Origin of the sequence: Nocardia sp. NPDC050412 (genome assembly GCF_044458825.1) — a bacterium.
GTDB lineage: Bacteria > Actinomycetota > Actinomycetes > Mycobacteriales > Mycobacteriaceae > Nocardia.
The window spans coordinates 286,965-310,401 of the sequence record NZ_JBITIJ010000003.1 but is presented as its reverse complement, the minus strand read 5'-3'; the positions used below and the strand labels follow the sequence as shown (position 1 = coordinate 310,401).

17 protein-coding genes and 2 tRNA genes are annotated in these 23,437 nt (G+C 64.4%); 11 read left to right on the top strand and 8 right to left on the bottom strand.

The features are described 5' to 3' along the window. Positions 1-4: 4 nt before the first annotated feature. Positions 5-1,351 carry an MFS transporter gene (locus ACIBI6_RS09310; RefSeq protein ID WP_364338834.1) on the bottom strand — a complete coding sequence of 449 codons (1,347 nt, stop codon included), beginning with the start codon at positions 1,349-1,351 and terminating at the stop codon, positions 5-7. 149 nt (positions 1,352-1,500) lie between these two features. Between ACIBI6_RS09310 and ACIBI6_RS09305 the strand changes: the two genes are divergently transcribed. The 4 genes from ACIBI6_RS09305 (at position 1,501) to lysA (ending at position 6,846) form a co-directional block, all read left to right on the top strand. Continuing rightward, on the top strand, positions 1,501-2,082 hold the full coding sequence (locus ACIBI6_RS09305; RefSeq protein ID WP_364338832.1) for a PadR family transcriptional regulator: 582 nt from the start codon (positions 1,501-1,503) through the stop codon (positions 2,080-2,082). Next, entirely contained in the window at positions 2,079-4,109 is a 2,031-nt protein-coding gene (locus ACIBI6_RS09300) for an NADPH-dependent 2,4-dienoyl-CoA reductase (RefSeq protein WP_364338830.1), read from the top strand. Before ACIBI6_RS09305 ends, ACIBI6_RS09300 begins: the two co-directional genes overlap by 4 nt. A 326-nt stretch (positions 4,110-4,435) precedes the next feature. Continuing rightward, a complete protein-coding gene (gene cmrA, locus ACIBI6_RS09295) occupies positions 4,436-5,239 on the top strand; it encodes a mycolate reductase (protein ID WP_364338828.1) in 804 nt (267 codons plus the stop codon). A gap of 263 nt (positions 5,240-5,502) precedes the next feature. After that, complete coding sequence (gene lysA, locus ACIBI6_RS09290) at positions 5,503-6,846, top strand: diaminopimelate decarboxylase (RefSeq protein ID WP_396955739.1); 1,344 nt, start codon at positions 5,503-5,505, stop codon at positions 6,844-6,846. Between the two features lie 10 nt (positions 6,847-6,856). On the opposite strand, the gene ACIBI6_RS09285 is transcribed toward lysA, so the two are convergent. Further along, positions 6,857-7,300, bottom strand: a complete 444-nt coding sequence (locus tag ACIBI6_RS09285) for a MarR family transcriptional regulator (protein ID WP_364338824.1) — start codon at positions 7,298-7,300, stop codon at positions 6,857-6,859. Between the two features lie 52 nt (positions 7,301-7,352). Between ACIBI6_RS09285 and ACIBI6_RS09280 the strand changes: the two genes are divergently transcribed. After that, on the top strand, positions 7,353-8,447 hold the full coding sequence (locus ACIBI6_RS09280; RefSeq protein WP_396955738.1) for an FAD-dependent oxidoreductase: 1,095 nt from the start codon (positions 7,353-7,355) through the stop codon (positions 8,445-8,447). A 3-nt stretch (positions 8,448-8,450) separates the two neighbouring features. Here ACIBI6_RS09280 and ACIBI6_RS09275 read toward each other — a convergent pair whose 3' ends face one another. Both ACIBI6_RS09275 and ACIBI6_RS09270 read right to left on the bottom strand, forming a co-directional pair. Further along, complete coding sequence (locus ACIBI6_RS09275; RefSeq protein WP_396955737.1) at positions 8,451-10,094, bottom strand: S8 family peptidase; 1,644 nt, start codon at positions 10,092-10,094, stop codon at positions 8,451-8,453. Positions 10,095-10,233: 139 nt separating this feature from the next. Next, positions 10,234-12,087: a helicase HerA-like domain-containing protein gene (locus ACIBI6_RS09270; RefSeq protein ID WP_396955736.1), complete on the bottom strand. Its 1,854-nt coding sequence runs from the start codon at positions 12,085-12,087 to the stop codon at positions 10,234-10,236. A gap of 287 nt (positions 12,088-12,374) precedes the next feature. Here ACIBI6_RS09270 and orn point away from each other — a divergent pair, with 287 nt between their 5' ends. Then, positions 12,375-13,016, top strand: a complete 642-nt coding sequence (gene orn, locus ACIBI6_RS09265; RefSeq protein WP_364338818.1) for an oligoribonuclease — start codon at positions 12,375-12,377, stop codon at positions 13,014-13,016. Between the two features lie 55 nt (positions 13,017-13,071). Beyond that, positions 13,072-13,144: transfer RNA gene (locus ACIBI6_RS09260), tRNA-His, on the top strand. Positions 13,145-13,584: 440 nt separating this feature from the next. On the opposite strand, the gene ACIBI6_RS09255 is transcribed toward ACIBI6_RS09260, so the two are convergent. Both ACIBI6_RS09255 and ACIBI6_RS09250 read right to left on the bottom strand, forming a co-directional pair. Then, entirely contained in the window at positions 13,585-14,103 is a 519-nt protein-coding gene (locus tag ACIBI6_RS09255; protein ID WP_396955735.1) for a carboxymuconolactone decarboxylase family protein, read from the bottom strand. A gap of 44 nt (positions 14,104-14,147) precedes the next feature. After that, positions 14,148-15,128, bottom strand: coding sequence for an alpha/beta fold hydrolase (locus ACIBI6_RS09250; protein WP_396955734.1), 981 nt, complete (start codon positions 15,126-15,128; stop codon positions 14,148-14,150). 20 nt (positions 15,129-15,148) lie between these two features. Here ACIBI6_RS09250 and ACIBI6_RS09245 point away from each other — a divergent pair, with 20 nt between their 5' ends. After that, positions 15,149-16,147: a GlxA family transcriptional regulator gene (locus ACIBI6_RS09245; protein WP_396955733.1), complete on the top strand. Its 999-nt coding sequence runs from the start codon at positions 15,149-15,151 to the stop codon at positions 16,145-16,147. A 782-nt stretch (positions 16,148-16,929) separates the two neighbouring features. On the opposite strand, the gene menC is transcribed toward ACIBI6_RS09245, so the two are convergent. Beyond that, on the bottom strand, positions 16,930-18,036 hold the full coding sequence (gene menC, locus ACIBI6_RS09240; protein WP_364339748.1) for an o-succinylbenzoate synthase: 1,107 nt from the start codon (positions 18,034-18,036) through the stop codon (positions 16,930-16,932). A gap of 151 nt (positions 18,037-18,187) precedes the next feature. Here menC and ACIBI6_RS09235 point away from each other — a divergent pair, with 151 nt between their 5' ends. After that, positions 18,188-18,472 carry a hypothetical protein gene (locus ACIBI6_RS09235; RefSeq protein ID WP_364338812.1) on the top strand — a complete coding sequence of 95 codons (285 nt, stop codon included), beginning with the start codon at positions 18,188-18,190 and terminating at the stop codon, positions 18,470-18,472. On the opposite strand, the gene ACIBI6_RS09230 is transcribed toward ACIBI6_RS09235, so the two are convergent. Further along, on the bottom strand, positions 18,469-19,683 hold the full coding sequence (locus tag ACIBI6_RS09230; protein ID WP_396955732.1) for an Ig-like domain-containing protein: 1,215 nt from the start codon (positions 19,681-19,683) through the stop codon (positions 18,469-18,471). The two genes, ACIBI6_RS09235 and ACIBI6_RS09230, sit on opposite strands and share 4 nt — an antisense overlap. A 316-nt stretch (positions 19,684-19,999) precedes the next feature. Between ACIBI6_RS09230 and ACIBI6_RS09225 the strand changes: the two genes are divergently transcribed. Both ACIBI6_RS09225 and ACIBI6_RS09220 read left to right on the top strand, forming a co-directional pair. Then, a tRNA-Lys gene (locus ACIBI6_RS09225) sits at positions 20,000-20,072 on the top strand. A gap of 389 nt (positions 20,073-20,461) precedes the next feature. After that, on the top strand, positions 20,462-23,020 hold the full coding sequence (locus ACIBI6_RS09220) for a LuxR C-terminal-related transcriptional regulator (protein WP_396955731.1): 2,559 nt from the start codon (positions 20,462-20,464) through the stop codon (positions 23,018-23,020). Positions 23,021-23,437: the final 417 nt, after the last annotated feature.

The window sequence follows — 23,437 nt, the reverse complement described above, 5'->3', positions numbered from 1 at the left end:
GACTCTATTCGGCGGGATCAATGGCGCGATCCGGCTTGTGGACCGGGAGCAACGCCACCAAACCGACGGCGAGGACTACCACAATGCCGACAATGCCCGCGCGGTCGGCGTCGAACGCCCAGACGAAGAACCCGAAAAGCGCTGGAGCGAGGAAGGATACGGCGCGGCCGGTAGTGGTGTAGAGGCCGAACATCTGGCCCTCGCGACCGGGTGGGGCCAGGCGGGTGAGGAAGGAGCGGGCGGCGGATTGGGCGGGGCCGACGAAGATGGTGAGCAGCAGGCCGAAGATCCAGAACATGACCGGGCCGGACACGATCAACAGCGCGATGCCACAGATCACCATGGCGACCAGCGAGATCACGATCACGATCTTCGGACCGAGACGATCGTCGAATCGACCAGCGGTGATCGCACCAAGTGCCGCAACAACATTCGCGGCGATGCCGAACAGCAGCACATCGGAGTCGGCGATGCCGTAGACCCGCACCGCCAGGATGGCACCGAAGGTGAATACCCCGGCAAGACCGTCGCGGAAGATAGCGCTGGCGATCAGGAAACCGACGGTGCGTCGGTCCACGGACCACAGCTCGCGCAGATCCCGCCACAGCACCCGGTACGAACCGAAGAATCCAGCCTTGTCCGCACCGGGATCGGCATTGGTATGCGGTAATTCGGGTACGGCGAACAGCACCGGCAGCGCGAAGGCGGCGAACCAGACCGCGGCCAGCATCGCGACCAATCGGATATTCGTACCGTCATCGATGGGTACGCCGAGTAGACCGCGATTGTCGCCGTGGCCGGAGATGAAGCCGAAGTAGCTGATCAGCAGGATGAATATCCCGCCGAAATAGCCCATGGCCCAACCGAATCCGGAGACCCGACCGACATCGGCCGGGGTGGAGACCTGGCGCAGCATGGCGTTGTAGGGCACGCCCGCCAATTCGAAGAATGCGGAACCGAAGCCGAGCAGGACCAGACCGAACCAGAAGTGGTGGTAGTCGTCGTGCACGAAAAACATCAACGCCATCGTCAGGATGGTCAGCGCGGTCAACATTCCAAGTGAGCGTTTACGTTTCGCGCTCGCATCGAAGCGCTGACCGCTGATCGGCGCGGTGAGCGCGACCACGAAACCCGCGGTGCCCAGAGCCCAGCCGAGCCACGCGCTCGGTGAAACTCCACCCGGTAGATCGTCGCCGACCTTATCGGTGAGGTACACCGAGAAGACGAAGGTCAGGATGACGGCATTGAATGCCGAGGAGCCCCAGTCCCACAACCCCCACGCCACCACTTGTCCGCGCCCGGCTGACTGCCCGACAGTCGCCCGCGCGTCAACTTCCGACTCACCCGTCACCCGGCCACCACCCTCATCGAATCGCTGCGCGATGCGGCGCTCATGGGCGCAGCCTAGTGCGGATTTCCTCGGCGGGCGGGCCAACACTCGATACCGCCTCGGCTATGCACCCAGTTGCATAGTACCGGGTGTAACGATAACCTGGCGTCATGGCACTCGAACATGCGCTGCTGGTATCGCTGACCGAGCGCGCCGGTTCGGGTTATGAGTTGGCGCGCCGCTTCGACAAGTCGATCGGCTTCTTCTGGCGGGCCACCCATCAGCAGATCTATCGCGTGCTCAAGCGCATGGAGGAAGCCGGCTGGCTCAGCAGCGAGGCGGTGGCCCAGGAGGGCAGGCCGGATAAGAAGGTCTACTCGGTGAACGAGGCCGGCCGGACAGAACTGGCGCGCTGGATCGCCGCGCCGACCGATACCTCGATGCCGCGCAACGAACTCGGCGTGAAGATTCGCGCCGCCGCGCACGGCGATATCGGCGCGCTCTGCGACGAGGTCGTCCGGCATCGCGAGCAGCACAGTCAGCGCCTCGAACTGTTCCGACTCATCGAGAAACGTGACTTCCCCGCTGGGGATCAGCTCTCCGGTACCCCACTGCACCAGTACCTCGTGCTGCGCGCGGGCATCCGCGTGGAGTCCGGATTCGTCGAATGGTGCGACGAAGTACTGCAAGCCCTGCAACCTCGTGCAACAGCCCCGCACGCGGACCCGAAGAAAGGTGAGACTCAGCGATGAGTTCGTTCCCCCATCTTTTCGAGCCCCTCGATCTCGGCTTCACCACACTGCGCAATCGCGTGATCATGGGGTCGATGCATACCGGCCTGGAGGATCGTGCCTGGGATACCAACCGGCTCGCCGCCTATTTCGCCGAGCGCGCCCGCGGCGGTGTAGGTCTCATCATCACCGGCGGCTACGCCCCGAACCGCACCGGCTGGCTGCTGCCGTTCGGCGCGAAACTCACCAATAAGTCCGAGGCCTACCGGCACCGGGTGATCACCAAGGCCGTACACAAAGAGGGCGGCAAGATCGCCATCCAGATCCTGCACGCGGGCCGTTATTCCTATATGCCAGGCAGTGTTTCGGCATCCTCGATCAAGGCACCGATCAATCCGTTCCGGCCGCGCAAGCTCTCCGCGCGGGGGGTCGAGCAAACCATCGACGACTACGCCCGCTGTGCGAAGCTGGCCCAGTTCGCGGGCTACGACGGTTGCGAAATCATGGGCGGTGAAGGCTATTTCATCAACCAGTTCCTCGCGCCGCGCACGAATAAGCGCACCGACAAGTGGGGCGGTACGCCGGAGAACCGACGCCGGCTGGCGGTGGAGATCGTGCGTCGCACCCGCGCCGCGGTCGGGCCCGACTTCATCATCGTATTCCGTTTATCCATGGCCGAATTGGTCGAGAACGGTCAGACTTTCGACGAAATCGTCGCGCTGGCAAAGGAACTCGAAGCCGCGGGTGCCAGCATTCTGAATACCGATATCGGCTGGCACGAGGCGCGGGTGCCAACCATCGTCACCTCGGTACCGCGGGCCGCCTTCGTCGAATTCACCGCGAAGATCACCGAGCAGGTGAACATTCCGGTCTGCGCGTCCAACCGGATCAATATGCCCGAGATCGCCGAGGAGATCCTCACCCGCGGTGACGCGCAACTGGTTTCGCTGGCGCGACCTTTCCTCACCGATCCGGAATGGGTGAACAAGGCTGCCGCCGACCGGGTCGACGAGATCAACACCTGCATCGCCTGCAACCAGGCCTGCCTGGACCACGCGTTCCAGCGCAAGACCGTGTCCTGCCTGCTGAACCCGCGCGCCGGCCACGAGACCGAGCTGAAGCTGCTCCCGACTCGGCGCACCAAGCGCGTCGCGGTGGTCGGGGCGGGCCCGGCCGGACTGTCGGCGGCGGTGAATCTCGCCGAACGTGGGCACCAAGTCGATCTTTTCGAGGCCGACGACAAGATCGGCGGACAGTTCGATATCGCGCGCCGCATTCCGGGCAAGGAAGAGTTCAACGAGTCGATCCGCTACTACACCAGGATGCTGGAGGTCACCGGTGTGACCCTGCACCTGAACAAGCGGGTCACCGCGGCACAGTTGCTCGAGGCGCGCTACGACGAGATCGTGCTGGCCACCGGCGTGCGCCCGCGCATTCCGAACATCCCTGGCATCGACCACCCGATGGTGCTGTCCTATGCCGAACTGGTGCGCGAGGAGCGGCCGGTCGGCAAGCGCGTCGCCGTCATCGGCGCGGGCGGCATCGGCTACGACATAAGCGAATTCCTCACCGTCGACGGACACCCCACACTCAAGCTCGACGAGTGGAAGGAAGAGTGGGGCGTCGACTCGGCGGATGAACAGGCCCGCGGCCAGCTCACCAAACCCAAGCCCGCACCGGCAGCCCGCGAAGTCGTTCTGCTGCAACGCAAGTCGACCTCATTCGGCAAGGATCTCGGCAAGACTTCAGGTTGGGTGCACCGCGCGGCACTCCAGGCGAAGGGCGTCGAGCACGTCGGCGGCGTCAACTACGAACGCATCGACGACAACGGCCTACACATCAGCTTCGGCGAGAAACGCCAACGCCCCCAATTGATTCCGGTCGACAACGTCATCATCTGCGCAGGCCAGGAATCCGTCCGCGAACTCGAAGAACCGCTACGCGCCGCCGGGGCCAACATCCACCTGATCGGCGGCGCCGACCTAGCCGCCGAACTCGACGCCAAGCGCGCCATCGACCAGGGCACCCGCCTAGCAGCCCGCCTGTAACGCAGACCTGGACCGTTGATCACCATGCGCTGGTAGCGGCAGACGCCCGAAGGCACCCCTCCACCAGCGCATTCTCGACGCCAGGGCTAATGCGGGCTTGGCGGGGGCGAGGTGTCGGACCAGGCAGCGGCAGGTGCCGACGTAGGCGCCGAGCGAGCGTGTCCCTCCCCACTGTGCCCTGCGGTCGGGTCCTGGGCCGTTGAACGCCATGCGTGGGGAGGCAAACGTCGAGAGCGCCCCTCCAGGGTTGCATTCTCGATCCGACTCGGTGGAGGTGCGGCGTGGCCTGGGCGGTTGAGGTTGGGTGGATCGCCTAGGCTCTTCTCGTGAGTTTGCCCTCTCCTACGTCTGAGAACCGTGCGGTTGTTACTGGTGCCTCTTCAGGTATCGGGACTGCACTTGCTGCTGAGCTTGCTGCGCGCGGGTATTCGTTGATCCTGGTTGCGCGGCGGGGGGAGGTATTGACCGAGCTTGCGCAGCGGTTGACGTTGGCGCATGGGATTACCGCGGAGGTGCGGGCGGTTGATCTGGCCGATCGGACGGCGCGGGGAGCGCTGGTCGAGGAGTTGGCGGCGCGCGATATTTCGATACTCTGCAATAACGCCGGTATCGCGACGTTCGGTGCGGTCGCCGAATTGGATCCGGCTTATGAGCGGGACCAGATGGAGCTCAATGCCGTTGCGGTGCACGATCTCACCCTGGCCGTGCTGCCCGGCATGATCGCAAGGGGTGGCGGTGGCATCCTGATCAGCGGTTCGGCGGCGGGCAACATGCCGATTCCGAACAATGCGACCTATGCGGCGAGCAAGGCCTTCGCCAACACCTTCTCCGAATCGCTGCGCGGCGAATTGAAGGGCTCCGGCGTGCACGTCACCCTGCTCGCCCCCGGCCCGGTCCGCACCGAAACTCCCGATCCGGCCGAGGCCTCCATCGTCGACCGAATGGTGCCCGACTTCATGTGGGTCACCTCCGAATACACAGCCAAAATCTCCATCGACGCCTTGGCACGCAACAAGATGCGCGTCGTTCCCGGCCTCATCAGCAAGGGCATGAGCGTGGCAGGCCAATACGGCCCTCGCGCCCTCACCGCCCCCGTCGCCGGTGCGTTCTACAAGAAGCTCGGCGGCTGAGAAGCGCGAACTCGGCCGTTGCCGCGCAATTCTCGCGGGCACACAGCACCGTGGTGGCCGAACCATCCATCGACCACAAACGCCGGCATCGGTCCGGTTCAGCGCGAGCGTGGACCGCAAAACAGTGTCGGTCAGCAACCCGTCAGGAAACGTTTCGGGTGCGTCAAGGATCCGTCAGCATCGCCCATGAGCAGTAGGAACCGGCGTAGTCCTGATATCGGCCCCGCATGCCGAGAAAGCGGGGGCGCACCCAGGAGAACCACGTGACGCTGCTCGAAATCTTCCCGTCGCTGCGATCGGGAATGCCTTCGCGCCTCGACTCCGCGGTCTGGCCGCGAGATACCCACTACGACGGCGACGGCAGAATCACCCTCGGCGGAGTCGCCCTCGCCGATATTGCCGACCAGTACGGCACCGCCACCTATGTGCTCGACGAGCACGAGGTCCGCACCCGCTGCCGCGCCTACAAGAAGGCCTTCCCGGAGGCCGAGATCATCTACGCGGGCAAGGCGCTGATGATCCGCGCGGTCACGGAATGGGTTACCCAGGAAGGACTTTCGGTAGACGTATGCTCGGCGGGTGAACTCGCCATCGCCATCGCGGCCGGTGTCGACCCGAAGCGAATCGTATTGCACGGCAACGGCAAATCCTTCGACGAACTCGAAGCCGCCCTGAAATGCGGCGTCGGCCGGATCGTGGTCGATTCACCGACCGAGATCACTTTGCTCTCGGCCCTGGCTACCCGACCGCAGCAAGTCCTGCTCCGACTCTCGCCCGGCATCGACGTGCACGGGCATCCGGCCGTGAAAACCGGTGTGTTGGATCAGAAATTCGGTTTTCCGCTCGGCAGCGTTATGGCCGCCGAGGCGGTCGAACGCATCATGCGCCAACCGAACCTCGAATTGATCGGCTTCCACTGCCACCTGGGCTCGCAAATCCACGATCCGGATCACTACGGCGAGGCGGTGCGCCGGATGATCGGCGAAATGGCCAGGGTCCGTGCGGAACACGGTCGTATCCTCACTGATCTCGACCTCGGCGGCGGACATTCGGTTGCCTACCGCAGCGGCGATGCCGAGATGAATCTGACCGAACTCGCCGACATCATCGACGACGCCCTGGACGCGGCCTGCGCGCGAAACCACTTCCCACGCCCGAATATCGCCTTGGAGCCGGGGCGCGCCATCGTCGCACGCGCAGGCGTGACGTTGTATCGCGTGCTCTCGGTCAAGCACATCGACGGCGGACGCACCTACGTCACAGTCGACGGCGGCATGGGCGACAACGCCCGCGTCGCGCTATACGGAGCGAATTACGAAGTGGTCGTTGCCAATCGGCATCCCTGCGGCCCACAGATGACCGCCACGGTGGCGGGTCGCTACTGCGAGGCGGGCGATGTGCTGGCCACCGATATCCGACTCCCGGCAGACCTGCGCCCCGGCGAGGTGCTCGCGGTGCCGTGCACCGGCGCCTACCACCACAGCCTCGCTTCGTCCTACAACAGCGTCGGTCGGCCACCGGTCATCGCGGTCCGCGACGGACGCGCCCGCCAGCTGATCCGCCGCGAAACCACCGACGATCTACTCGCCCGCGATATCGGCAACTGATGGGCCGATCTCAGGCTTGTCCGGCGGCGTGCTCGATGAACCGGCCGAGCAGTTCGTGCAACTGGCGGCGTTCGGCCTCCGAGAACGGCGCGAGCAATTCGACCACCACCGCGTCGGCGGTGCGATTTGCGGCCGCTAGGCGCTCCCGCCCGCTAGAGGTGATGTGCACGGCATAGCTACGCCGATCCCGCTCGTCCTTGCGGCGCTCCGCCAGCCCCTGCCGCTCCAGCTCATCGATGATGTAGACCATCGACGACTTGTCCAGCTGCAGCCGATCGACCAATGCGCGCTGACTTAGCGGCCCTACGGCGGCCAGACAGCTGAGCACCCCGAGATGACGAAGCTCGAGCCGCTGTTCCCGCAGTGCTTGATTGGCCGCCGCGCGCGCATAGCGGTGCGCCAGATAGAGCTGACCACCGATCTGGGCGCCGAGCTGCTCCGAAGTGTCCGCCACAGACAAAACTATAACCGATGACAGATCGTCTGAATTCAGATAGTTTTGATTCATGAATATTTCTATTGTGGGAGCCGGGCTGGCAGGCCCCCTGCTCGCACAGGGCCTGCGCCGAGCCGGAATCACCGTCGAACTCTACGAACGCGAAGCCGCGGGCCACCACAGCCAGGGCTATCGCATCCACCTCGATCCGGAGGGAGACCTCGCATTGCGTGCGTGTTTGCCGTCGGACCGCTACGAACGAATCGTCGCCACCGCGGGCAAGCGCGGGACGGGCGTGCGGTTCCTCGACCCGCAACTGCACGTCGTCCGGGAAATACTGGTTCCGCCGTCGGCGGAGGAGGATGTGCACGGGCGACACCTGACCGTCGACCGACTCACGCTGCGCAAGCTCCTACTCACCGGCATCGATGTCCACCACGGCGCATCCTTCCAACGCTTCGAATTGCTCGACGACGGCCGGGTCCGCGCCTACTTCGACGACGGCACGGTCACCGATGCGGATCTACTCGTCGCCGCCGACGGCACGCATTCCCGTATCCGGGCCCAATGGCTGCCGGAGGCGGAGGTAGTCGAAACCGGCCAAGCGAAGATCTACGGCAAGACAGCGCTGACCGACGAGATCCGCGCGCTCACCCCGGAGGCAGCACTGGACGGATTCAGCGTCGTCTCCGGTACCGACGGACGATTCATGTCGCTGGCCGCCCACGAATTCGCCTCCGGCGACGGCGACGACTACGTCATGTGGGTGGTCGCCGCGCCGACCACACTGATTCCGGGCGACCTGTCCGCAATGGACAAGCAGCAACTGCAGAAGATCGCCACCGAGCTGATCGACGACTGGCCCGACAATCTCGCCGCACTCGTGCGCCATGCCGATCCGGAATCCGTCCACAACACCACCATCCGGACCGCAAAACCGTTGCGGCACTGGGAAACCGGGCCGGTCACACTGATGGGCGACGCCATCCACACCATGATCCCCGCCGGGAGCAGCGCGGCGACAGCCCTGCGGGATGCCGCCCTGCTCTGTCGCCGCATTACCGAGCGGACCGGTTCACTGCGCGATGCGGTGCATGCCTACGAAACCGAAATGCTCGATTACGGTTTCGCGATGGTGGAACGCTCGCTGCGCAGCGTCACCTGAACTTCACTGCGGCCCCCGCAGCTTCTTGGCCGTCTGCACCGCGGTCAGCGCATTGAGACGGCCGAAGCCGTACTTGTCACTGCGCCCGTCCGCACCGTACGCGCCGTGTTGCGGATCGATCATGTCGCACGACTGCTTCAACAAGTCCTTGACCTCGCTCGACGTGAGATCCGGATGCACCGACAACACCAACGCCACAACACCGGCCGCCCCTGGGCAGGCGCTCGAAGTGCCACCGAAGCTATTGGTGAAATTGCCCGCGGCATCGCCGTCATCGGTCGTGCCCACGTTGTATCCGGCGCGACCGTGCCGATCGACAGTCCAGATGCCGGCGGTCAGGGCATCGGGATGATGGAACGCCGGATGTCCGATGTCGTTACTAGGGAAAGCGCACCAGACGGCCTTGCCGAAATCGCTGTAGACACTGCGCTTTCCGGTGTCATTGCAGGCCGCGACCGCGATGACCTTCGAGAAACTCGCGTATCCGTCGTTGTCGACGGGCTCATTGCCATTGCCCGCCGCGAAGAGCACGACACACCCCTTGCCATTGCGTCCGTTCGTCACCGCGTGCTCGATCGCCAGGCGGGTGCTCGCCGGCAGCGGCACAACCTGACTGTGCGCCGGATCGCCCGGCTGGAACCAGAGCCCGTCGGCCGGACCCCAACTGCACGATATGACGTCGGCGCCGTGGTCGGCGGCCCACTTGAAGGCGCTCGCCTCTGCCTGCGATCCGAGATCGGAGGCGAGCCGAATCGGCATCAACCGGGCCTCGGGAGCCACTCCGGAGGCGCCGAGGGTGCCATTGGCACAGGCGACACCCGCGCATGCGGTTCCGTGATTATCTCCTCTTTCGGCGCCGGTTCCGTGCGTATCGCGCGGACGCGGATCGTTGGTCTGTCGGGTCGCATCGCGCGGTGCGACGACCTTGCCTGTCCCGCCGAACTCGGGGTGGTCGATATCGACACCGTCGTCGATCAGCGCGATCGTCGCTCCACCGCCACGCGTAATCGCGTGGGCCGCTTCGACATTCGCGTGTGCATTGATCGTGGCGCCGCCGATGGTCGTCGCCTTCAGATGCCACTGCTGCGGGAAGATCGTCTTGCGGGCACGCCGCCGGATCAACTCGGGATGGCAGTACTCGACATCGTCGCGGCTGAGTAGCCCGTTCGCGATATCGAATACCTGCTGGCCGGTCCCCTCGGGCGCGGCGGTGAAGTACGCGTTGACGGCGTAGTCCACCGTCTCCTTGATCCGCAGACCGGCCTCGCCGAGCACCGCCCGACACCGTTCGGGGTCCGCGTCATCGGTGAACTTCACGAAGACGTTCTCCGTGTACAGCACGGGCTCGCCGCTCACCGGATCCACGAGTACATGACCAGCGAAACGCACCTCCGGCGCGGCGGCGAGCACGGACTTGCGCTGGGCGACCGAGCGCGTATCGGGCGGCACCCGAAACACCTCGACGCCCGCCTCCGGATAGGACACCACCAGTGCCGTGTCATCCAGCTCACCGCTCAGCGGGATGCGAACCGATCCGATGGAGCGGGGCAGCGGACGTCTGTCCTGGGTTCGGACCGCGATCAGGTCCGGGCTTTGTTCCAACACAAAACCAGGATCATTCTTTGTCCCGAAATTTGCGGTAGGCATGACGACTCCTTATCTGTGACCGCCCGAACACCATCGCAAAATTAGCGCCGACCTGCGACGATGTATCGAGTACCGACTACTCGAAAACAATCGGACCCACCAATTGCCCGTTCGGTGAGTCGGGGGCTATCACTCGTATTCAGCGCTTGCGGGTACCGAAAATGCTACGGCTGATCTCGCGCCCCGCGGCGGTTGCGGCCGAACGCAGAAAGCTCTTCACCGCCGGATTCTTCATAATGCGCTCGGCGGCGGATTCCTCCTCTGGGGCGGCCTTCGAGCGCCCCGGCGCCCGAGCTGCCTCCGGTTCCTGCTGTGCCGCAGCGGCTTTCGCGGCCATGATCTCATAGGCAGACTCGCGATCGATGGTCTGGCCGTACTTTGCCGCCAACGCGCTGGATAGCGCCCGTGACTTGATCTGATCCTCGCCGATGGTGTCCATCAGCGAGCGCGGCGGCTGAATCCTGGTCCACGCCACGGGAGTTGGCGCACCCTTCTCCGAGAGCACCGTCACGATCGCCTCACCCGTCCCCAGTGAGGTGAGCGCCTGCTCCAGGTCGTAGACACCAGTCTTCGGGTAGGTGCGCACCGTCTTGGACAGCGCCTTCTGATCGTCGGGAGTGAAGGCACGCAGTGCGTGTTGAATGCGCGCACCCAGTTGGGAGAGCACCGAATTCGGGATATCGGTGGGCAGCTGTGTGCAGAAGAAGACGCCCACGCCCTTGGACCGGATCAACTTGACCGTCTGCTCCACCTGCTCCAGGAATGCCTTCGAGGCATCCGCGAACAACAGATGCGCCTCGTCGAAAATGAAGACCAGCTCGGGCTTTTCGACATCGCCGACCTCGGGCAGTGTCTGGAACAGATCGGCGAGCACCCACATCAGGAAGGTCGAGAACATCACCGGCCGCGCCGCCTGCGCACCGAGTTCGAACAGCGTGATAACGCCCTGACCGCCCTCGGTCCGCAACAGATCGCCCGGATCCAGTTCGGGCTCACCGAAGAATGTGTCACCGCCGTCGGCCTCGAGATTCACCAGCGCGCGCAGGATCACACCTGCCGTCGCGCCCGAAACCCCGCCGATGCCCTCGAGATCCTCCTTGCCCGCCGGGCTGGTGAGATGGGTGATGACCGCGCGCAGATCTTTCAGATCCAGCAGACCGAGGCCCGCCTTATCCGCCCAGTGGAAAATCAGCCCGAGGGTGGACTCTTGAGTTTCATTGAGCCCCAACACTTTACTGAGCAGCACCGGACCGAATGCGGTAATGGTCGCGCGGATCGGCACCCCGACACCACCGGTACCGAGCGAGACGAATTCGGTCGGATAGCCGCTCGGCGCCCAGTCCTGCGCACCGGTCTCGGTGGCCCTGGCGCTGAGCTTTTCACCACCGCGCCCCTGCTGCGCGAGGCCCGACAGGTCACCCTTGATATCGGCGAGCACCACCGGAACCCCAGCCCGAGATAGCTGTTCGGCAATGCCCTGCAGTGTCTTCGTCTTACCCGTACCGGTCGCGCCTGCGACCAACCCGTGCCGGTTCATGGTGCGCATCGGAATCCGCACGCGCGCAGTCGGATCCACTGCGCCATCCACGACAACAGTGCCCAATTCCAGTGCTGCCCCGTCGAACGCATACCCGGCCGCGATCTGCTGCGCCACCGACTGCTGCGCGTCCTGCGCGGTCTTGTTCGCCGCCAACTGCGCGGATTCCGCCGCGGCAGCGCTGGCCGCCGCGGTCTCCACGGTCGCGGCGACCTTGGATTGCGCGGCCTCGGCCTGCGCCACGGCATTCACCGCATTCGGATCCGCGCTCGCGGCAGCGGCCTCCTGCTCGGCCAACTCGCGTTCGGCGGCCTCGGCCGCAGCGGCGGCTTCCTCGGCCACGCGCGCCGCTTCCTCGGCTGCTTTCCGAGCCGCGACCACCTTCTCCTGAGGGGTGGGCCCACCCGTCTCCCGACCGCCGCCCCCCGTCGAATCGCTTCGCGATCCTGCGTCCATCGCGTCCTCCGTCTGGTCTGACCCTGACTGCTTTCGCAGTGTTAGCTGTCGTGCCGAAACGCATACGCCGATCTTCCGCAAACTCTATCGCCGCTACTCCCACTGAGACGGTTCGACCCAGTGGGGATATGCACTGCCGAAGGCTCGCCAATAAATACAGCTGATGTTGCCGGGGTGTCCGACAAATACGTGGTGTCGAATTCGGAGCTTTTGATACACGGCCTACGCTGCGGCAACGCAGCCGGGTGAGCCCCGTCGGTCACGACCAAACGGCTACTGTGTGTCCAGTGAGCGACAAATACGTGGTGTGGATGGATTGCGAGATGACCGGTCTGCGCCTCGACAGCGACAAGCTGATCGAGGTGGCCGCGCTCGTGACCGACAGCGACCTCAATATTCTCGGTGACGGCGTGGATATCGTCATTCACGCCGACGATGCGGCCCTGGCCGCCATGCCGCAGGTGGTCGCCGACATGCACGCACGTTCGGGCCTGACCGAGGAAGTGCGCCGCTCCACGGTCACCCTCGCCGAAGCCGAGCAGCAGGTACTCGACTACATCCGGGCATACGCCCCGACCGCGGGCACGGTTCCGCTGGCCGGCAATTCCATCGCAACCGACCGCGGTTTCATCGCCCGCGATATGCCCGCACTCGATGCGCATCTGCACTACCGGATGATCGATGTGAGCTCCATCAAGGAGCTGTGCCGACGCTGGTACCCGCGCATCTACTTCGGCCAGCCGGAGAAGGGCCTGACCCACCGCGCCCTGGCCGATATCAAGGAATCCATCCGCGAACTGGAGTACTACCGGCGCACGGCCTTCGTCGCCGCACCGGGCCCGTCGACCGCGGAGATCACCGCCGTCGCGAACGAACTCAGCGGCGGCGACAAGGAGACCGCGCAAAACGCCACGTCAGAAACCGATTAGGGACTCGAGGGGTTGACACGCTAATATCGACCGCGCTGGTGATTCACCGGCGATGGTGGCTGTAGTTCAGTTGGTAGAGCACCAGGTTGTGATCCTGGCTGTCGCGGGTTCGAGTCCCGTCAGCCACCCGTTTGACTCGGTGCGCGAACCGCCTCATATGAGGCGGTTCGCGCACCGAGTCATGTCTATACTCCAGATTTGAATCACATTGCGCTGCAACATATTGCCGTGAATTCGAGACTCCGGAAGCCGTCGAACACGATGCAGACACGACCAAAGGGCTCAACGTCGGAGGCACCTGATGATGCGCTGACCGGCACTTTCTCTTTGGTTCGCATGCTGGGGCATTAGGAATCGACTGTCTCATTGCGCGAACGTGCAGCCAACTTCTCGAACAGCAACATACCCCATGACCTGCGACAACGCGCCCGGTGCGCGTCAGACCCGGAGCCGAAGGCCCGGGCACCCCGATCCTTGCACAGAGGCCCTGGCCGGCGATTTTCGTCGGCCAGGGCCTGGCTTGTTGCTGCGGTCACCTCCCGGCAGGCAGGAGGTTGCGGGAGTGGATTTACTGTCCCACCACAGGTGTCCACTGCACGGCGGGTGAGACGCCGGGGATCGGCTTGCCGATGACGGCCACCGGGACGAAGAAGTTCACCTGCCCGATTGCCATCGCCAGGGTAGCCAGGGCCTTGTCGTCGTAATGGGCACTCGCCTGCGCGTACAGCTCGTCGGACACCCGCGCGCCCCCCGGTGACGGTTGCAGGACGGCCTCGGCAAGGGCGAGCGCGGCGCGCTCGGCCTCGCTGAAGTAGGGGGCGTCCTGCCAGGTCGCCACGGCCGCGATGCGCTCCTCGGACTCGCCTGCCTTGCGCAGGCCTCCGACATGCTGCAGCACCAAATAGGTGCTCCCGACGATCTGACCGGCGCGCAACTGGATCAGGCCGATCGTGGTCCGCGGCACCGCGCCGTTACCGGTAGCCTTGAACAACGCCTTGGTGACCTCGCCCATTTCCGGGACGAGCTGTAGTGGGTTGGGCAGCCGCGAGCCGGTCGATTCCAGTGTGGTGGTCGCATCGGTTGACATGATGATTTCCGTTCTCCTGCTATCACTTTGGTGTGGATATCCCGTCAGTGGATCTGCATTTCCGGCACCCGGGTCGCGAGGAATCGGACAATGAGTTCCGCTGTGGCATCGGGCTTTTCCGAATGCAGGTAGTGGCCGCCCGCTATGGTCGCGAGCTGCCCGATACCTGGCGGCATCGCGGAGATGACCGCTTCGCCCTCGGCTGTCGGATCGGCGAAATCCGGGTCAAGCGTGCCCATGATCACCAGCGCTGGGCAGGCGACATTGGGCAACTGCGCGTGCGCATCGGCCGGCGTGGACTCGGTCTTCATGAATTCCGCCATCCGCCCCGGTTCCCGCAAAGTGGAAGCCAACGCCGCCATAGACGCGGAATAGTCGGCCGGCTTACTCGCGTAGGCCACGTCGAGGTAGCGAAGCCACCATCGCAGGCTTCCCGTCGCGGCCATCCCGAGCCGCACCATCCCCTGCCGGTACCGGCGAACCCTGATGAAACCCGGCACGCTGAACTTTTGGAGCAGCGTGAAAGGGTTGATCTCCACAATGCCCGTGACGAGCTCCGGCGCGGTGGCAGCGGCGATCGTCGCCGCGCCCCCGGAAATTGAATGTCCGACGATCACCGCCGGGCCGCCGAAGTGCCGGATCACCCCGACCATGTCCCGCGCCACATCGGTCCGGCTGATGACTGCCCGCCCGGTCTGCGACACCCAGTCCATCGACGACTCGCCATGCCCTCGAATGTCCATATTGACAACCCGGTAGCCCGCCGCCGCCAGCCGGGGCGCCACGGCTCGGTACGCCTGGCGATGGTCACCGATGCCGTGCGCCAACAACACGAGCGGACCCTCCCCAAACACCTCGCAGGCAATCCGACCACCGGTCAATTCCACAAATTCGGTCACTGCATCGCCTCTCCTGAAGTCCCTGCAGGTCAGGGACACACTGTGATGACCGAAATTGAACGGCAGAACGCAGCCGAGATCGAGGACGGCGGCAGACTCGGTCACCGAGCTGGCAGGGATCGTCACCAGGCAGCCATAATGTCGACGTGTTTACTCGGACTGTCGTGTTCGTCGTCTACGACGGTTTCCAGCTGCTCGACCTGGCAGGTCCGCTGGATGTGTTCGCCGCGGCCAACCACGCAGTGGGCGCTCCGGCCTATCGACTGATCACGGCGTCGCCGGGCGGCCGGGCGATCGAACTCGCGGGCGGGGCGAGTTTCGCTGTCGACCGAGCATTGGAGGAGGTAGCTGCCGCCGACGAGGCGATCGACACCATGCTCGTAGTCGGGGGCATGGGGGCGTTCGTGCCGAAGACGTCGTCGGAGGTGGCGCGGCAACTGCCCGCACTCGCGCGGCGGTCCCGGCGGATCACCTCGGTGTGCGCGGGCGCGTTGGTGCTGGCCGCCGCAAAGCTGCTGGACGGGTATCGAGCCACCACGCACTGGGGGGCCATGGATCATCTGGCCCGCGCATTTCCACTGGTAAGGGTGGAGCCAGACCGGATTTTCGTCCACGACCGCAATCGGTGGACGTCGGCCGGGGTCACTGCGGGCATCGATATGGCGCTGGATTTGGTGGGTGCCGATCTGGGCACCGAGCTCGCGCAGCTCGTCGCCCGGCAACTGGTCATTTACGTCCAGCGGGCGGGCGGCCAGGAGCAGGTCAGCGCGCAGCTGCGAAGCCGGCCCGCCCGAACGCCGTCGATCCGCGCGGTACAGCAATGGCTGCCCGAGCACCTGACCGAGGATCTGACGATCGCCGCGCTGGCCAGTGGAGCGGGTATGAGCGAACGCACCTTTGCGCGAACATTCCGCGCCGAGACGGGTACCACTCCTGCACAGTTCATCGAGACCTTGCGGCTGGAGGCGGCTCGTAGACTGCTGGAGAGCACCGACCTCACCGTCGACGCGATCGCGCGCACGGTCGGCTACAAGCACGGTAAGACACTGCACCGGGTGATCGCGCGGCGGCTGTCCACCACCCCTGATGGCTACCGGCAGCTTTTTGCCTCAACCACCGCTCATCCCCAGCTCCACTCTGCGTGACTCGAGGCACTGTAGGGCATCGACCCGTCCGGACCTTTCGGCGTTCCTCGGACTGTTCTCAATGGTTAGGCCATCAGTTCCACTGGATCTCGGCGTGAGGCCAGCAGCCCCACAACAGTCCCGACCTGCCGGATCACGATCTGCTGCCCCCTGACCAGGATTTCCCGGTTCGTATGCCGGGACCTCCGGGACCCGAACGTCGCGGTGCGCGAACCGTCCCCAGAGGACGGTTCGCGCACTATGACCAGCAGATCCTTCACTGTCGACGATATCGTCCACCGGAATTCGGAAGACCGGGACCAGCCGATCTGGGGCAGTAATCATTACCCGAGCAACAGCTCTTCGGCTAGTTACAGGAACCAGCTGCCGCGCAAGGTATTTCGGAATCGAATGCTCGTCCGCCGGCGCTGAGCGTGACTGTTCACGTCACTGGCCCTCACGGGCCCATTCTCGTTCGGGCCGGGCAGATTCGGCGGCATAGTCCTTGGCGAATGCTGCGCAGTGCTCTTGTGCTGATCGGGTGCGGGGAATGCGGTGGCATTGCATCGGGAGCCGGTCGCTGAGCACAAGTCCGGTGGCCCGCCGGTGTCGGATCTGCGGACGGTGCAGCGAGCGATCAACCGCACGCGTCAATTCTTGTCGGGCCGGATAATGGCGCCGTTGAGGATCCGTAGCAAAAACCGCATGATCGACGCGGAGACATGCACTGGCCGCCCCCATGTGGCCTCCATCGCGTGGAGGCCACGACGGCCGACTGGCGCGGCCGGGATCAACCACGCGGTTCATATCGGCGACAACCATTCCTTGCTCGTCGTTGCCGCCTCCAGCGCATCCGGCAACGGGTCTACACCGAGGCCGGACCCGTCAGGCACGGTGATGTATCCGGCTTCCAGCCGGAGCGGTTCGATGATGTCTTGTTCGTAATAGCGATCCGAGGCCACGATGTCCGCGGGCAACGTGCAACCGGGTAGCGCCGCTACCGCCAGATTCGCCGCCTGACCGAGCCCGGTTTCCAGCATTCCGCCGCAAAAAGCCGGTACGCCGTGTGCCACACAGACATCGTGGGTCGAGCGCGCCTCGAGATAGCCGCCGACACGTCCGGCTTTGATATTCACCACCGAGCACGCCCCCAGCTCGATCGCATCGGCAGCGCCCCGGGCCGAGAGAATCGATTCGTCCAGGCAGATCGGCGTACGCAGGCGAAGGGCGAGCATGATGTGATCGCGGCAGCAGTCCTCGGCAAGAGGCTGTTCCAGCAGTTCGAGGCCGAACTCGTCGAGACCAGCGAGGTGGTCGGTATCGGCCGATGTATAGGCGCCGTTCGCGTCGACCTGCAGCTTAAGAGCGTCGCCGAACCGCTCCCGTACCGCCCGCACGGGCGCGACATCCCATCCTGGCTCGATCTTGAGCTTGATCCGCTGGTAGCCCTGTTCCAGATATTCCATGACGGTATCCAGCAGTTCGGGTATCTCGTCCATGATCCCGATCGAGACACCCGCGGCCACCGATGTGCGAGTCGCGCCGAGATATCCGGCGTAAGAACGTCGTCGGGCGCGCAGCCAGGCGTCGAGGATCGCCATCTCCAACGCGGCCTTGGCCATTCGATGACCAGGAAACCGCGCAAGCGTGGGCGCTACATCATCCGGGTCGAGATCTCGGCCGGCCAGCGCCGGCAACAGAAACCGGCGGATGACGTCGGCGGCGCCATCGATGTACTCGGAGGAAAAACTCGGAGAGGGCAGTGCTACGCACTCGCCCCAACCCTGGGCGTCCGAGGCAACCACCCGCAGCAGGAGAATGTCGCGCGACAATTCGACCCCGAACGAAGTCCGAAATGGGCTGCGTAGCGGAAGGCCCAGCCGACGCAGCTCAACGCCCTCGAGCCGCACCTTCACAGCTTGGCATATCAGCCTCTTGCCGATAGCCGCTTACTATCACCAATTATCTGACAGATCACTGTTTCACTCCGTAGACTGCGGGCATCAGGGGCGGTGTCACCGGGACGCTACCCCGGCTGATCAGAAAGACACCAAGTTCGTGATGCGTTCGGCGGTAATCGCAGCTTTCCTCGGCACAACCCTGCTCGCAGGCGCCACCGGTACCGCGACCGCGGATATCGTGGTCGAACCGGGCACCGGATCCAGTACGGGTTCGAGCTCGACCACCACCGGATCGGCCGGCGGTCTCACCACCACCGGCTCCTCGGGCACCGGCTCGGCCGGTGCCGCGATGTCCGGGTTCGAGAATCTGCTGTTCGGCGGGCCGCTACTGTGCGCCGCGCTCGGGAGCGCCGTCGGAGCGACGCTCACTTGCGCGTCGGGCTAGCTGTTGTCGGCGTTGCCCGCCCTCCACTCCGACCACGGGATGTTCCAGTCCCCGAGGCCGTCCACACCCGAAAGCGTGCCGCCCACGGTGTTCCTGACGATGGTGATATCGCCGCGCTTGGCGTTCTGCAAAACCCACAGCGCGTTGGCGGGGCTCAGGTTCAGGCAGCCATGGCTGGTGTTCGAGTAGCCCTGCGCACCGACCGACCACGGCGCGGAGTGAAAGAAGATGCCCGAGTAGGAAAGCCGGGTCGCGTAGTCGACCGGCGTCTTGTAGCCGTTCGCCGAACTCACCGCGACGCCGTAGGTCGAGGAGTCCATGATGATGCGGTCGAAACGATCGCCGACGATGTAGATGCCGTTATCGGTGGGCGTGCTGTCCTTACCCATCGAGGTCGGCATGGTCCGCACCACCTCGCCGTTCATCTCCACTGTCACCTGCTTGGTGTTGTCATCCGCAGTGAAGATCGTCGGATCGCCGATGGTAAAGAACGAGTGGATATTGTCCTGACCGAACAGTCCGTTGCCGAGATCACGGCCGTAGACGTTCACATCGATGGTGACCTTGGTGCCCGGCGCCCAGAAATGCTCCGGCCGCCACCGGACTTCGCGATTGTTCACCCAGTAGAAGGCGCCCTCGACCGGCGGCTCAGTGGTGATCTTGATCGCGTTCTGCACGGACTTGCGATCCGGAATGTTCTCGTCGAACTGCACGGCCACCGGCTGACCGATGCCGACCACCTCGCCCTCGCCCGGCAACAGATACGGCTTGGTCTGACTGCCCGGAGAACTGGTGGTGAAGCTCAATACGGTGGAGTTCGCGCCGCCCAGCCCGATCGCGTCGGCCTTCAGCCTGTAATTCTTGCCGTAGCCGAGTACTTCGGTGGTCTCCCAGGTCCGCCCGTCCGCGGCCAGCTTGCCCGCGACCGGAACACCCTGTGAGTTGGTCAATGTCACGGTGGTGAACTTGCCGTCGTCGACCTTGAAGGTCAGCGGCACGCCTGGCGAAACCCCCATGTCACCGTCCTTGACCGGCGACAACAGCTTGGGCTTCATCAGCTCGGTGATCGGATTACGGTCGATGGCCACCGTCGAGTTGTCAGCGGCGTTGGACGACGAACACGCCGTCAAGGCCAGCGCTAACACCGCGCATACGATTACCGGTCCCGTGATCTTTCTCATCGACCGATGTCGACCCAGACCAACGCTCATAACCAAACCCCGTTTCAAGTCCCGATGCACCAGGGCACCGATGGCTCGGAATCCAACCCGACCACGCTCCTCCCGCAACGCCGACGGAGTTCGGTTCGGACCACGCTCCAGACATTCTGCCAGCGCAACGGGTCCGGTCCAATGTGAAATCACTCCGCCTCAGGCGAGTTCCATCGGTTAGATCATCCGCGCCCCACCGGGTGTTAACACCCATCGCGAACTCGCCCATCGCCCCCGGTCAGAAACCGATTTCACTTCTGGGTACTCGGCCTGTTAATGTTTGTCCCGCACCGGAACACGGAGCGCAGCAAGACACGCGCCATTAGCTCAATTGGCAGAGCAGCTGACTCTTAATCAGCGGGTTCGGGGTTCGAGTCCCTGATGGCGCACTTAAATTAGCAGGTCAGGCCCGATTTCATGATCGGGCTTGTTTCGCTGTACCGGACCGTCACCAAAAGAACACCAAAAAGTCACCACCAATGACCAATGGTTCCTCAGCTGGCGGTACTACCCCAGCTCCAGCACAGCCGATGAGTCCGGTGCCTGCTCCGGCGAGACGATGTAACGCCGCTCCGTGATGCCCTCACGAGAATCCCCCAACTCTGTGTGCAGATCGCGCAGCACTCCACCGCAGCCGGGAAACACGAGCGCCCGTAAGGCCAGCGCTGCCAAGCGCCGACGACTGAGCGAATAGCTGGACAGACCCTTTTTCGCGCCGTCGGGTGGCGCTGATGACGAGGGATTCAGCCTCGGGACGCGGGGCCTATAATTGTTTGGTATGGATGTCAGGCACCGGGATGGTGCAGGCAGCCTACCCGCTGTCACCTACAGCTTTGTCGGTCGAGACCGCGAGCTGGAAAAGATCAGCACCCTACTGCTGGGCCCAGCCCGGTTGATCACCCTCATCGGCCCCGGTGGCATCGGGAAGACTCGTCTGGCCGTCGAAGCGGTGCGCCGTTGCGGTAAAGCCGAAGCCAGGAAAACACGAGCGTACTGGGCTCGATTGGCTCGATTGACTCCGGATTCGGATTCGACCGCGGTCGCGGAAGAAGTCGCCCATGCAGTGATCAAGGCGGATTTCTCCGGGCGATCGGCGTGGGACGCCTTGGTCGACACCCTCACCCCGACCGATACCACCGGACGTGCCCCGCACTCCGTGCTGGTGCTCGACAACTGCGAGCACGTACTCTCCGGTGTCGGGCCCCTGATCGCCGACCTCATCGAGACGGTACCGGGGCTGAGCATCGTGGCCACCAGCCGAGAACCCATCGGCTGGATCGACGAACACCTGATCACCGTTCCGCCGCTATCGCAGCGCGAGGCCCTGGCCCTATTTCGGCAACGCGCCGAACTCACCGAACATCCCGTCACCGGTAAAGACCAGACCACCACCGCCGCCGAGATCTGCCGCCACGTCCACAACCATCCCCTCTACATCCAATTGGCGGCCGCACGCCTGCTTCGCCAACCGATGGCCGCCATTCTGCACGGGCTCACCGGCCACGCTGATGACACTCGACTGAGTTGGTCGCATGGCCCCCGCGTGGGCGCCGACCCGCGCCATCGAGGAGTCGTCGACGTCATCTCCTGGTCCTACGAGCTGTGCAGCGACAAGGAACGTCTGCTCTTCGACCGCCTGTCGGTGTTCGCCGCCGGCTACGACACCAATCCCGACGACACCACAGCGGCTGCACCGGATGTGGGTGCCGAGCTGGACGCCATCGAGACAATCTGCTGCGACGACGAAACCAGCGATACCCGAGTGACCCTGACCCGGCCGGAAATCGAGGGCCTGCTCGAGCGGCTTGTCGATCAATCGTTGGTCACGACGCACAGGACGGCGACCACGGTGCGGTATTCACTAGTGGAGAGCCTGCGGGTATTCGCCCAACAGCGACTGCGCCAGCGCTCCACCGCCGCGGTGGACGAACCCACCCGCTTGGCCCAGCGGCACTGCAGCTACTACCACGACAGGATCGCCTACGCCGCAGCCAACTGGTTCGATCCCGAAGGGCAAGCCCTGGTGGACTGGGCCCGGACGGTCTGGGCCAACACCCTCACCGCGATCGAAACCAGCATCACCACCCCGGGCCGAGCCGGAGACGGTCTGGAGATCTGTCTCGGGCTGATCACACTGCAGGTGTGCTTCACCAGCGGCTCCGTACGAGAAATTCGCCAGTGGACCCTACGCTGCCTCGACGCCACCCGGGCAGCAACCCCGCAACCCTTCGAACTCCAGATCGGGGCCATGGCCACCATCGCATGGCTCGCCACGCTCCAAGGCACCCACGAGGATGCCGAACAGCTGCTCGATGACTGCGTTTCCGCCTGCATCCCCGACCCAGACATCATTCGGAACTGGCGAGACACCGCCGAGACCGACATCGGGCTGCCCGCTCCAGTCGAATTCGCATGGGGTGCGGAGCTCATATTCGCGCGCCGTGACGCCCGCGCCATCACCGTCCTGAGCCGAGCCAGGGATAAATTCGAGGCCTACGGCGACCACGGCGCTGCCTCAATGAACGAGCTGTTCGCTGCCCTGGCCGCTGGCATGCTGGGAACCGCGCAGCAAGCCCACGAGATTACGCAGCATTACCTAGAGCGCGCGTCCATTTCCGGAATTCCATGGGAAAAGGCTTGCGCCGACCTCACCAGGGCGGCAGCCTTGACGCTGCACGGCAACCCCACCGATGCACTGGCTCTCGAACGATCCTCGCTGGCGTATCACCTCGCCACCAACGAGCAATGGGCCGCGGTGTGGTTGGTGCAATACCGCACCTGGTCATTGGCGCACATCATCACCGACTCGATCGTCGCCGGAAAACCCGACCGCAAGAAACTGATTGCCTTGGCCACCGAAATCGCCCACTTGGCCGGCGGCACCACCACCCTACGAGCCAAGCTCGGCATCGACTTCAAGGCGTCTGGTCCCCTCTTCGACGAATCCGAAAAAGCTATCGCTGTCGCCCGCCGGGTACTGGGGCCCGACGCCTTCACTACGGCAGAAGCCCGAGGCATGCGCCTGCGTCCGGAACGAAACGAAGTGCAACGGCTGGCACTGGGCACACTGACCATCGATACTCCAGCGGACGCGGGCGCCACATCGCACTGGTACGAATTGACCCGGACCGAACAACAGGTCGCGATCCTGGCCGCGGCCGGGTGGACCAACGTCGACATTGCCTTCCGCCGTGGAAAGTCGTCCCGAACTGTCGACGCCCAAATCGCGGCGATTTTCAATAAACTGGCCATCACTTCACGTGCCGACATATCCGAGCACATCCCCAGTAGATTCACCGACCAGGTCCGAGGCGAAACCGCCCGACGACCGCGCTGACAGCAGGGACTGTCTGAAAGACCCGCGCATCCGATCTCGGTCTGACCTACCCGATCCTTGTGGTCAGCGAACTCGCCCCCTCCCCTCCCCTGGCACGAACATATCGGCGACGACGACGAAACCGTCGCGGACGTACGCGATCAGCCCGCCCAGCTAACGGCGTGTGGTGTCCTTCCCGGCGACCGTGCCGGTGAAGGTATGTTTCGATGTCGATGCCGTCGAGTGGCAGACGGACGGCGTTCTGAATGCCCCGGCTCCCCTGACATGTCGGGATTCTTCGAGGTCAGCCTCCCGCCCACCCCAGAGGTGCTTGTGTTCGCGAGCCCTGCTGATGCCTTTTCATAGGTATAGCCCACGTCCATTACCGATGCTGGGGTCTATACCTACGGCCCATGCTGGTTGTCGTGCAGAAGACGA